The organism is Actinobaculum sp. oral taxon 183 str. F0552, assembly GCF_000466165.1.
Taxonomy (GTDB): domain Bacteria; phylum Actinomycetota; class Actinomycetes; order Actinomycetales; family Actinomycetaceae; genus Peptidiphaga.
Genome location: NZ_KE951442.1, coordinates 1 through 11,785 on the forward strand (window position 1 = coordinate 1; position 11,785 = coordinate 11,785).

Annotated in this window: 10 protein-coding genes; 5 read left to right on the top strand and 5 right to left on the bottom strand. The window is 71.3% G+C overall.

Going from position 1 to position 11,785, the window contains the following annotated elements; genetic code table 11:
• The 3 genes from HMPREF0043_RS07115 to dacB form a co-directional block, all read right to left on the bottom strand.
• A partial coding sequence (locus HMPREF0043_RS07115; protein WP_021602322.1) for an ATP-binding protein occupies positions 1-314 on the bottom strand: 314 nt, incomplete at its 3' end.
• Positions 314-1,303 carry a zinc-dependent metalloprotease gene (locus HMPREF0043_RS07120; RefSeq protein WP_084432407.1) on the bottom strand — a complete coding sequence of 330 codons (990 nt, stop codon included), beginning with the start codon at positions 1,301-1,303 and terminating at the stop codon, positions 314-316. The genes HMPREF0043_RS07120 and HMPREF0043_RS07115, both read right to left, overlap by 1 nt.
• 171 nt (positions 1,304-1,474) lie before the next feature.
• Positions 1,475-2,620: a D-alanyl-D-alanine carboxypeptidase/D-alanyl-D-alanine endopeptidase gene (gene dacB / locus HMPREF0043_RS07125; protein WP_051317489.1), complete on the bottom strand. Its 1,146-nt coding sequence runs from the start codon at positions 2,618-2,620 to the stop codon at positions 1,475-1,477.
• A 296-nt stretch (positions 2,621-2,916) separates the two neighbouring features.
• Here dacB and HMPREF0043_RS07130 point away from each other — a divergent pair, with 296 nt between their 5' ends.
• Positions 2,917-3,405 (top strand): inorganic diphosphatase, encoded by a 489-nt coding sequence (locus HMPREF0043_RS07130; RefSeq protein ID WP_021602325.1) that lies wholly within the window; start codon positions 2,917-2,919, stop codon positions 3,403-3,405.
• Between the two features lie 251 nt (positions 3,406-3,656).
• Here the strand turns inward: HMPREF0043_RS07130 and HMPREF0043_RS07135 are convergent, their stop codons facing one another.
• Positions 3,657-5,519 carry a C40 family peptidase gene (locus tag HMPREF0043_RS07135; protein WP_021602326.1) on the bottom strand — a complete coding sequence of 621 codons (1,863 nt, stop codon included), beginning with the start codon at positions 5,517-5,519 and terminating at the stop codon, positions 3,657-3,659.
• Between the two features lie 417 nt (positions 5,520-5,936).
• Between HMPREF0043_RS07135 and HMPREF0043_RS07140 the strand changes: the two genes are divergently transcribed.
• The 4 genes from HMPREF0043_RS07140 (at position 5,937) to HMPREF0043_RS07155 (ending at position 10,781) form a co-directional block, all read left to right on the top strand.
• Positions 5,937-6,491: an isochorismatase family protein gene (locus tag HMPREF0043_RS07140; protein ID WP_051317490.1), complete on the top strand. Its 555-nt coding sequence runs from the start codon at positions 5,937-5,939 to the stop codon at positions 6,489-6,491.
• Positions 6,492-6,843: 352 nt separating this feature from the next.
• Positions 6,844-8,151: an O-acetylhomoserine aminocarboxypropyltransferase/cysteine synthase family protein gene (locus HMPREF0043_RS07145; RefSeq protein ID WP_021602329.1), complete on the top strand. Its 1,308-nt coding sequence runs from the start codon at positions 6,844-6,846 to the stop codon at positions 8,149-8,151.
• A gap of 32 nt (positions 8,152-8,183) precedes the next feature.
• Entirely contained in the window at positions 8,184-9,407 is a 1,224-nt protein-coding gene (gene metX, locus HMPREF0043_RS07150) for a homoserine O-acetyltransferase MetX (RefSeq protein ID WP_021602330.1), read from the top strand.
• A gap of 60 nt (positions 9,408-9,467) precedes the next feature.
• Positions 9,468-10,781 (top strand): alpha/beta fold hydrolase, encoded by a 1,314-nt coding sequence (locus HMPREF0043_RS07155; protein WP_021602331.1) that lies wholly within the window; start codon positions 9,468-9,470, stop codon positions 10,779-10,781.
• A 45-nt stretch (positions 10,782-10,826) separates the two neighbouring features.
• On the opposite strand, the gene HMPREF0043_RS11510 is transcribed toward HMPREF0043_RS07155, so the two are convergent.
• The coding region (locus HMPREF0043_RS11510) for a hypothetical protein (protein WP_021602332.1) at positions 10,827-11,785 on the bottom strand (959 nt) is incomplete at its 5' end.

The following is an 11,785-nucleotide window of genomic DNA, read 5'->3' on the forward strand; positions in this document are numbered from 1 at the left end:
TCTCCCGGCCCGCGGCGCGCGCCGGAGGCGAGCGTCACGACGAGGGCGGGGTCGGCGCCGAGCCCGGCGAGGCGGTCGCGGGTCGCTCGGGCTTCGTCCGGGGAATCTTGCCTCCACCCGTGGTCGACCGTCAGGCTGGCCGCCAGCACTCCGGCCCGCGAGGCGACGAAGAGCGCGGCCTGGGCCAGCGCCATGGAGTCGGAGCCCCCGGAGACGGCCAGCAGGACGCGCGAGCCGGCGTCGATCCCCGCATCCCGGAAGGCCGACTCGACCGCGTTGCGAGTCTCCGCGAGCGCGCGATGAGGGCCTGCCATCAGGCGCCCACGACCCGCCTGATCCAGGCGGAGGGCGCGGCGATCTCTTCGAGGCTGGGGGCGAAGAGCGGGTTCGTCCACACGGCGTTCAGGCCTTCGTGCCCCGCCTGGCGGACCACCTCGCGGACGAAGGCGACCCCGTCGCGGTATTGGGCGCTCTTGAGGTCCAGGCCGATAGCCCTCTGCAGGAAGGCGGCGATGGGGCTGCCCGCCTCGCGGCGCGCCTTCATGGCGTCGATGAGGTGCCTCTTGCCGGGCATCCGGGCGATGGGCACCTCGTTCATGACGAATTCCGCGTGGCCTTCGAGCAGGCTCATGAGGGCGGTGAGATCGGCGCCGGGGCCGGAGTCGAAGGTGAAGGGCCGCTCGGGGGCCTCGACCAGTTCGAGCAGGGCCCTGGCCCGGGAGTGGATGTAGTCGGTCAGCCAGGGGGCCGCGGCGAACTGGATGGCGTGCGTGAGCTCGTGGACGCAGATCCACAGGGCCAGGTCCTGCCGGTCGAGGGAGTATGCGGCGCCGAAGGCGCGGACGTTGGGGGCGACGAGCAGGAGCCGTCCGACGGCGGGCTCCTGAAGCGAGGCCGCGCCACCGGGGAGCGGGCCTGCGCCTTGCGGGCCGGCCCAGAAGGGGTCGTATTGGCCGAGCACCCGCATGGCGACGGCCGACACGCCGACGGCGATCTCGGCCGAGGCCATGGCGTCGGCCAGCGGGCCGGAGCCGGAGCCCATGTAGGGGCCGATGACGTCTCCGGCGAGCTGTGCGGCGGCCTTGGCCCAGCCGGGCCGGTCGACCACGATCACGGGCACCCGCGCCGCGGTCCGGGCGGCCTCGTCCAGACCGGTGACGTCGGCGACGATCATCGGGGCGCGCGCGGCCTGGGCGCGCAGCTGGGCGACCGTCGCCCGGGCGTCCGCCGGCGTCACGGACGGGCCCGCGCCTGACATCCATCGCGCGACTCTGTGCGCCGTATCCGGATTGATCCTGGCCATGCCCCCTACGGTATCCCGCCCGCAGTCGGGCGTGCCATCCGCCGCGGGGCAATCCACGCCTGGCGAAATCCGCGCGCCCGCGCGGGACGGCTCCCGGCCGTGCTCCGCGGCCCCCGCGCGCCGCTCCTCCCGTGAGCAGAGCCTCGGCGCTCAGGCTCGGGGGCGACGGGGCTAGGAGGCGGCCAGGCTGGCGGCGAAGGAGTCCACCGCCGCCTTGCCCTGGGCGAGGGTTCCCTCCTTGAGGTCGCCGACGAGGATCGAGAAGACGAGAAGGCGCCCCTTGGACGTCTGGACGTAGCCGGACAGGGAGGTCGCGTCGGCCAGGGTCCCCGTCTTGGCTCGGAGGCGGCCGGCGGCCGCGGTCCCGTTAAGCCGGTCGTCGAGCGTGCCGGTCAGGGCGCCGACGGGCAGCCCGGAGGCCAGGGCGGCGAGCCTGCACTTGTCGCACGAGCCTGCCTGCTTGAGGATCTCGGTCAGGAGTGCGGCGTTGAGCCGGTTCGAGGCGGAGAGCCCCGAATTGTCGGCGACGACCACTCCCTTGGTGTCCAGCCCCATCCTCTTCAACTCGGCGACGGTGGCCCGGCCCGCGCCGTCGAACGTGGGCTTTTCGCCCGATTTGGCTGCGACGAGGTGGCCGAGCGCGTCGGCCGTCGTGTTGTCGGATTCCGTCAGGGCGAAATCGACGAGGTCGCGCACGGGCGCCGACTGCACCTTTCCGATCTCCTTGGCGGAGGCCGGCGCGGGCGAGGAGGCCCTGTTCACGGCTGTGACGGCGATGCCGCGCTTGCTCAGCGCGGCGGCGAAGGCCTGCCCGGCGGACAGGTCGGGGTTCGGGGTGTAGGCGCCGGCCTGGTTGCGGGACTGCATGACCGCCAGGGGGCGCATCTCCATGATGAACCCGGTGTTGGCCCCGCTGACCTCCGGCTGGCGCACGGGCCCCTGGAAGAGGGTCGAGTCCACGGCGAGCTGGACGTTCGTCACGCCGGCCGCGCGCGCCTTGGCGGCGGCCTGTTCGGCCAGGTCGTCGAGCCCCGCGCGGCCCTTGACGGCCGAGGGCGTGCCGGCGCCGGCAGCGAGCAGGGTGTCTCCCCCTCCGACGAGGTACATCGTCCCTCCCTGCAGGCGCGCCGTCGTCGGCAGGGTCGTCGCGGGCCCGAGGACGCGCAGGGCGACGGCGGCCGTCACGATCTTCATGTTCGAGGCCGGAGTCCGGGCGGCGTCGGGCTCGTGTTCGGCGATGGTCTTCCCGGTTGCCGCGTCGACGACCTTGACGCTCACGTGGCCGGTGACGCGCGGATCGGAGGCGAATGACGTCACCGCTTTGCCTACGGCGGCGGAATCGGGTTGTGGCGCCTTCGCGTTCCACGCGGGTAGGCGAGGGGGTCCCGTGATCGCTCGCGAGACCGTCGGATACGGTTGGGGATCGGGTTCGCGATCGCGCACCGTGAGAAACCCCGGGGTAAGATCGTAGGCATCAGCAACGACGTAACCGCCTGAGAGGAGCATCGCCGCCGCAATCGCCGTCCGCGTCATCTTCTTCACGGTGACAGTCTCCCACGGAAGCGACGGTTCGTTGTGCCCGCACCCCTTGGCTACAAAGGAGCAGCAACATCATGGAGTTCGACGTCACCATCGAGATCCCGAAGGGCAATCGCAACAAGTACGAGCTCGACCACGAGACGGGCCGCATCCGCCTGGATCGCATGCTCTTCACCTCGACCCGCTACCCGGACGACTACGGGTTCATCGACGACACGCTCGGAGAGGACGGCGATCCCCTGGACGCTCTGGTGCTTCTGGAGGAGCCGACGTTCCCGGGCTGCGTCATCAGGTGCCGGGCGCTGGGCATGTTCCGCATGCGCGACGAGCACGGCGGCGACGACAAGGTCCTGTGCGTGCCCGCGGGCGACCAGCGCGCCTCGTGGCGCACGGAGATCGATGACGTCTCCGAATTCCACCGCCTGGAGATCCAGCATTTCTTCGAGGTGTACAAGGATCTGGAACCGGGCAAGTCCGTGGAGGGCGCCCACTGGGTGGGTCGCGAGGAAGCCGAGGAGGAGATCCGCACGTCGTTCCAGCGGGCCATCGACGAACACTACTGACCGGCTGCTCGCCGCCGCAGGCCAGGGGATGCCACGGCGCCGGGGCCGGCGGGATCCGGCCGGCGGCCTGATGTCGAACAGCGATGAGGGCCCCGGAATCGGGGCCCTCATCCATTCAACTCGCGCGGTGACGGTGGCCGCGGCGGGCCGGCGTCGGCGCCGCGTTCGGCGGAGCCGGCCGTCCAGTGCCGGCGGTCGCCGCAGAGGAGGACCCCGTCACCGCACGAGAGCTTCACTGGGGTTTCGGCCCGTCACACGATGCGCATGTACACCGGGCTGCCCCACACGGCGCGCTCCTGCGTGCCCATGCTCGGGTTCCAGGCCGCGATGTGCATGTTGTTGCCCGTGTAGATGCCGACGTGTCCCGGCCACCACATGAGGTCGCCCGGCTGGCGCTGGGAGGCGGGGACGATCGTGTAGCCCTTCCAGAACTGGTTGACCGAGCTGCCCGTTCTCCTCGGGGTGCTGCGCCCGAAATGCGAGTAGACGTAGTTGGTGAACCCGACGCAGTCCCAACCGGTCACCGGCGAGACCCCGCCCCACACGTAGCGGACCCCGGCGAACTGCCGCGCGTAGGCGACCACCTGGCTGCCCAGTCCCGATCCCGCGGACTGGCGGGCTTGGGCCTGCTGCCTGGCCTGCTGCGCCGCCTGCGCCTGCTGAGCGCGCCATGCGGCCTGGGCTTGCTGCGCGCGCTGAGCCTGCTGAGCACGCCATGCGGCCTGCGCCTGCTGAGCGCGCTGAGCCTGCTGAGCACGCCATGCGGCCTGCGCCTGCTGAGCGCGCTGAGCCTGCTGAGCACGCCATGCGGCCTGCGCCTGCTGAGCGCGCTGAGCCGCCTGCGCCTGCTGGACCCGTTGAGCCTGCTCGGCCTGCTGCCTGGCCTGTCGGGCGGCTTGGGCCTGTTGGGCGCGCCATGCGGCCTGGGCTTGCTGGGCCGCCTGGGCTTGCTGGGCCGCCTGGGCTTGCTGGGCACGCCATGCGGCCTGCGCCTGCTGTGACTGCGTCTGCTGGGCCGTCGGCGTAGGCGTCTGGGATGGCTTCGGCTGAGCAGGCGTCGGCTGCGCGGAAGCGGTGGGCTGCGCCTGCTCGGCCTGCTTCCCCTCCGTGCGCTCGGACTGCTCGGGTTCCGTCTGTCCGTCCTGCCCGGTCTTCGACTGTCCATCCTGCCCGCCACCCGCGGGATCCGAGGCAGTCTGCGAGTCGTCGGCCTGTGAATCGGCCGGCGCGGGCGTCTCAGCCTGCACTTCGGCCTGCTTCTGCGCCTCAGCCTGCACTTCGGCCTGCTTGCGCGCTTCAGCCTGCGCTTCGGCCTCCACCTTCTTCTGCGCCGCGACGACGACGGCCTGACGCTCGGCCTCGGCCTTCGACTCGGCGGCCGCCTCCTTCTGCTCCCGCTGCTGCTTGACGAGCTCCGCGGTCACGCCCTTCTGGGCGGCAAGTCGGGAGACGAGGGCGTTGCGCTCCTGAGCGATGGACTCAACTTCGCTCCGGGCCTTCGTCGAGGCCTGCGACGCCTCGGCGACCGCCTGCTGAGCCTGGGAGGCCTTCGCGGACTCCTCCTTGGCCTTCTGGTCGGCCGCCTTCTGAAGGGTCACCGCATTCGCGCGCGCATTCTCGAACGCACTGACGTCGCGGTTCGTCTTATTGGCGAGAATCCGGTAGGCCCTGGCGCGCTTGTACGCCTCGGCGGCCGTCTTCGTCCCGCCCACCAGCCTGGCCCCCTTCAGAGGCGAGGAACCCTCGCGGTAGCTCTCGCGCGCGAGCCTGCCGATCCGCCTGCGGGCCTGCGCGAGGTTGGCCTCCGCCGCATTCGCCGCCTCCTGGGCCTCGACGGCCTTGCTGATCGACGTCGAGAGCTCCTGCTGAGCGGTGATCGACTCGGCCTCAGCCTGAGCCGCGGTGAGTTTGAGCCGATTCGCCTTCGCGCTGAGCTCGGTCAGGCGCGTTTCCGTCGCCGCCACGCCCGACGCCGTCCGCTGCTCGGCGCGCTGCGCCCGTTCGAGCGAGTCGTCGCCGCCGTCGTCTGCGTTCGAGGGCGCCCCGAGGCCGCTCGCCGCGCAGACGACGACGGTGGCCGCCACGATGCCCTGGTTGATTCTGCGATTCCGCACGTGTCCTCCGGTTTTCTCTTGAGGAAGGCCGTCACCCGACAAGCGGACGACGCGCCTCCGGCGTGTCGCACTTGACTTATCAGCCTTCACAACAATCACACCGTATAACAGTTTCGTCACGAAACCAACACGTTTAACATTTGTCACATCCGCCTCGTCTATGCTAGCCCTTCACATGGCCGCGGCCCGGGAACCCCGGTTTTCCGCCGCAGGACAAGGCGATGGCCTCCGCCCCGACTCGGCTCCGATCGCCGTCCGCGACGCGCCCGCGCCCACCGCCATTCCCGCGCCATCGGTGCGATCCGCCCGCCCGCGGGCCGCGACGCCTGGGCTACGGAAGCGTAAAATGTTAGACTCGTCTCATATCCCGCATCAGTGGGCCGATTCTGTCGGTCCCGGCGATTGGAGGAGTCGAATATGCACAAGAACAAGGCAGCCGACAGCCCGGTCTTCCTCGTGGTCGACGTCCAGGTCGACGTCGTCGCCGCCGCGTACCGGCGCGACGACGTCGTCGCGAACATCGCCGCCCTCGTGGACCGAGCGCGCGCCAAAGGGATCCCGGTCGTCTGGGTGCGTCACCAGAACGCACGCCTGCGCGCCGAGTCCCCCGGCTGGCAGATCGTGCCCGAGCTCGCCCCCCTCGACGGCGAGCCCATCGTCGACAAGCGCTTCGGAGACGCCTTCGCCGACACCGATCTCGGCGAGGTCCTCGAACGCCTGAACGCCGACCGCATCGTGCTGTGCGGAGCCCTGACCGAGAACTGCGTGCGCTCGACCTTCAACGGGGCCCTCTACCGGGGCTTCCCAGTGACGCTCATCACCGACGCCCACACGACGGTCGACCGGCGCCCCTCGGGCCTGGACTACTCGCCGGCCAACGCCATCGCGGTCCTCAACTACCAGGCGGAGTCGACAACGCTTCCCGGCCTCGCCTCGCAGGCGGTGTCCACCGCGGAAGCGTTCACCGGGTAGCGGGGCATCGCCCGGAGCCGCGTCGCTCCCCGGGCCCGCCCATGGACACCGCCACCCTCCGGCCCTCTCGCACGCCACCCCCCTAGTGCGAGAGGGCCGGAGGGTTTTGCCAAGGCTCGCCCGACCCCTTATGCTGAGTGCCATGTTCATGCGAATGCCCATCTAGCGTGCGACTCACCGGCCCGGTCCGGACGACGCGCGCTGCAAGCCCACCCCAGCAGTCTGTGCGGGCTTGAATGGACAGCAGAACTGACAGCAGCACCCCGCGGAGCATTGCGCACCGCGCCCGGCTGCCTTCCTCTGCGCCCCGCGGCCCGCTCCTGACGAACAACATTCCAGGAGTAGAAGAGAAATGACCGACAACCAGTGGGGCTTCGAGACCCTCCAGGTCCACGCGGGCCAAACCCCCGATTCCGACTTCGGAGCCCGCGCCCTCCCCATCTACCAGACGACCTCCTACGTCTTCCCCAGCACCGAGTCCGCGGCCGACCGCTTCGCCCTGACCGAGCTCGGACCGATCTACACGCGCCTGACCAATCCGACCCAGGCAGTCGTCGAGGAGCGCCTGGCCGCGCTCGAAGGAGGGGCCGCTGCCCTGCTCGTCGCCTCCGGCCAGGCCGCCGAACTCTACGCCGTCCTCAACGTCGCCCAGCAGGGCGACGAAATCGTCTCCTCCCCCTCCCTGTACGGCGGCACGTACAACCTGTTCAAGAGCACGCTGGCCCAATTCGGCATCACGGTACGCTTCGTGGAGGATCCCGACGATCCGGAGAGCTGGCGGGCGCTCGTCAACGACCGCACCCGCGCCCTCTACGGCGAGACGATCCCCAACCCCAAGGGCGACCTCCTCGACCTGGAGGTCCTCGCCGACATCGCCCACGCCAACGGCGTCCCGCTCATCGTCGACAACACGATCGGAACCCCCTACAACGTCCGCCCCTTCGACCACGGCGCGGACATCGTGGTCGAATCGACGACTAAGTTCCTGGGCGGCCACGGCACCTCGATCGGCGGCGCGATCATCGAAAAGGGCGACTTCGACTGGGCCAACGGCAAATTCCCGCTGCTGACCGAACCGGACGCCTCCTACAACGGCCTGTCCTTCGCGTCGATCGGGCCGGGGGCCTTCGTCACCCGGATCCGCGCCGTCCTGCTGCGCGACACGGGCGCGGCCGTCTCCCCGTTCAACGCCTTCCTCCTGGCCCAGGGCCTGGAGACCCTCTCGCTGAGGGTCGAACGGCACCTGGCCAACGCGAAGGCGGCGGCGGAGTTCCTCGACCGGCATCCTTCCGTCGAGTCGGTCCGCTACTCCAGTCTGGTCTCCTCGCCGTACTACGAGCTCGCCCGCAAATACGCGCCGAAGGGCGCCGGCTCGGTCTTCACCTTCGAGATCGCCGGCGGACGCCCGGCGGGCCAGGCCTTCATCGAATCCCTCGAGCTGTTCTCCCATCTGGCCAACATCGGCGATGTGCGATCGCTGGCCATCCACCCGGCCTCCACCACGCATTCGCAGATGGACGACGAGGAGCTCGCGGCGGCGGGCATCACCCCCGGCACCGTCCGGCTCTCGATCGGGATCGAGACGATCGACGACATCATCGCCGACCTCGACCAGGCGCTCGCCGCGGCCAGCTCGAAGGCGGCGTCCGCCGCCGAATAGCGGCGGCGTGCCAAGCGGACCAGGAGAACCGGATGACCCCCGAATCGCCCAGCTTCCTCGTCGGGCACGCCCCGCTCGACCCGGTGACGGACGCCGAGCCGATCCGAGACTTCGACACCGGCTACCGCCCCGCCCCCCGCCTGACCGTCCCGGTCACGGGCGCCTGGAGGGAAGGAGACGACCCCGGCGAACGCGAGTTCGCGGACATCGGTCCGCTCGAGCTCGAGCTCGGCGGGCGTCTGCCCGCCGTCCGGCTGGCCTACGAGACCTGGGGCTCCCTCGACGCCGACGCCTCCAACGCCGTGCTCCTGTGCCACGCTTTGACGGGGGACTCGCACGCGACGAGCCGCAGCGGAGAGGACGGGTGGTGGAACGACGTCGTCGGGCCGGGCCTGGCGATCGACACGGACCGGTATTTCGTCGTCTGCCCGAACGTGCTCGGCGGCTGCCAGGGCTCGACGGGCCCGGCCTCGCCCGCCCCCGACGGCGCCCCGTGGGGGCCGCGCTTCCCCGAGATCACCATCCGCGACATGTGCGCGGCCGAAGCCAAGCTCGCCGACCTCTTCGGGATCTCCCGCTGGGCGATGGTGGCGGGGGCCAGCTTCGGCGGCAGCCGCGTCATGGAGTGGGGCGCGACCTACCCGGAGAGGGTCGGCTCCATCGCGGTCCTGGTCGCCGGGCCGGCCTCCACCGCCGAACAGGTGGCCTACGCCCACTTCCAGATCTGCGCCATCCAGGGCGACCCGAAGTGGCGGGCGGGAAACTACTACGACGCGCCCGAGGACGACGGCCCCTCCCAGGGGTTGGGGCTGGCTCGCGAGATCGCGCACCTGTCATACCGGTGCGCCCCGGAGCTCGACACGCGATTCGGCCGCTCGCCCCAGAGAGGCGAGGATCCCCTCCACGGCGGGCGCTTCGCCGTCCAGAGCTACCTCGACTACCACGCCCACAAGCTCGCGCTGCGCTTCGACGCCAATTCCTATCTGACGATCTCCCGGGCCTTCATCACGCACGACATCGGGAGGGGGCGCGGCGGCGTCGACGCCGTCCTGGCCGAGATGAGGATGCCCGCGCTCGTCGTCGCAGTCGACTCCGACCGGCTCTTCTACCCGGCGGACATGCGCCGCCTGGCCGACGCGCTGCCCGGGGCGACGGGGGTGCGCACGGTCCGCTCCCGCCACGGGCACGACGGCTTCCTCGTGGAGAACGACCAAGTTTCCAGCATCGTCTCCGAGTTCCTCGCATCCCTGAACTGATCGGCGGGCCGGGAAGCCCTGCCGGGGCCGTACCCGCCCCGGCCGTGGCACGATAGGCGCATGAAGGATCGCGCAGCATGGGACCGAGACATCCTCGGCCCAGGGTTCATGTCACGCACCATAGACCTGCACCCGGACGAAGAGGGCCCGGTCGCAACGACCGTCGTCGTCCACGTCCCCGAGGACGACCCGGCGATGGGCGGGCCCGGCCGGCCCCTGCGGCAGCACCCGGACTTCGTGTTCCTGGCGATCCACGGCTGGAACGACTACTTCTACCAGGTCGAGCTCGCCCGGGCCGTCTCAGCGGCCGGCGGGCGGTTCTACGCCGTCGACCTGCGCAAGTACGGGAGGTCCCTGCGCGAGGGGCAGACTTTCGGGTTCATCCGCGACCTCGCCTCCTACGACGAGGAGATCCACGCCTGCACCGACCTCGTCTACGAGGAGCACCGCGGCCGCCTGCCCCTGGTCATCTACGGGCATTCGACCGGAGGCCTCGTCGTCGCGCTGTGGGCGGACCGCCACCCCGGCGCAGCCCAGGGGCTCGTCCTGAACGCCCCGTGGCTGGAGTACCACGGCTCGACGATGGCCCGGCAGATCGGGGCCCCCGTCGTGGACATGCTCGCCCGGCTCTCCCCCACCTCGGTCATCCCCTCCGGCGACGGCGACTTCTACCAGCGGGCGATCACCGCGTGGCGCCCGCCTGCCGCCGGAGACGGCGACCCGGACTCCGCCGACGCGTCCGCAGCCGCCACGGCCCGCGCAACCGGCGCCGCAGCGAACGGCCCGGACCCTCAGGCCCGCGGCGAGGATTCGGACGACCCGTTCTGGACGACGGGGTGGAACCCCGACCCGGCATTCCGCACGGGCACGGGCGCACCGGTGCGCGCCGGCTGGCTCTCGGCGATACTGGCGGGGCACGCCCGCGTCAGCGGCGGCCTGGCCATCGACTGCCCGGTCCTCGTCCTCACCTCCGCCCGCTCGATCACCGGCGAGACGTGGACAGAGGGCTTCCGGGCCGCAGACTCGGTTCTGGACGTCGCGCAAATCTGGAAGCGGGTCCCCGACCTGGGCGCTCACACGACGCTCGTCAAGCTCGAGGACGCCGTTCACGACGTCACCCTCTCCCGCCGCGACGTGCGCGAACGTGCCTTCGGCGAAATCACCCGTTTCGTGAGGGCCTACGTGCTCGGCCGTAACGGCCCGGAGACGACGCGGCGCTTCGACGGGGTCGGGGCGCCGAGGCGCGACGGCGCGCGGGAGGCGATAGACGGCGCGTGGAAGCGTGAAACGGCGCGTAACGGCGATGGCGTGAGCGCGCTTCGACGCGTCGATCGTGCTGCCGACGGTGAGATCGGCGGTGGTCGCAGCGGGTGAGATGCTGCCGTCCGGGATGCCGGGCAGGGGTCGGGTGCGGGCGAGTCAGAGGTCGTCGAGGCTGCGGCCGTCGGAGGCGGTCCATGCCCGCCAGCCGTCGACTTCGATGCCGCCGAGGGCCTCCGACGCCGCCTGGGAGGGGTCGGTGAACGACGCCCGGCCGACGATGAGCGTCCCCCAGGCGGTGAGCTTGGCCGCGGCCGGCCTCGCGCCTTCGCGTTCGATCGACAGGCTCAAGGGGGTCCTGTTGCGGCTGGCGATGGCGAGCAGTCGTCCGGCGGGCGAGAGGATCTCGCGTTCGGCCGCCCGCTTGACGGCGTCCTCGGAGGCCGATGCCGCCATCGATTCGGAGTTCGCCTCCGCCCTTCCGGCCGAGGAGTCGCGTTTGGGCGCTGATTTCTCCCACAGGAGCTGTTCGGTGCGCACGCGGGTGACCTGCTGCTGGCGCATCGCGTATATGTAGTTCGGCGTGTCGCGCTCCTTCTCGTTCTCCAGGCGCCACGCCGGTATCACCGGGATCTTCGAGGAGTCGAAGGCGGGCCTGGCCGGGGCGGCCGCCGGCGACGAGGACGCCTGGGGCGCGGAGGAGGCGGACGTCTGGGGGGCCGAGGGAGCCGAGGCCGGAGAGACAGGCGTCAGCTTCGCCGCCCTCCTGCCCTCGCGGCCCCGCCCGGGGCCTCCGTTCGACGGCGCGGCGCGGCCGGGCTCTGGGAGGGCGGCCGCGGAGTTGCCGAGAGGGGAGTTGCCGAGAGAGCGGGGCGCCGTCGCCTCCCGCGGGGCGGAGACGTGGGACTCACGCGGACGTGAGCGGCGTCGGCGCTTGTCTCCGGTCTCCACGGGCCCGGAGTCCATCCGCCTGTCGTCGCCGGCCTGCTCGGGGGTCGCACTCTCCTCGACCCGGACGAGCGGCCGGGAGCGGTCGAGGTGGACGTGGGCCGGAACCCGCGATCTGCCCGCGGCCGCCCGGGGCGCGACGGGCGCCGGGCCGGCCGGGAGGTCCCCCG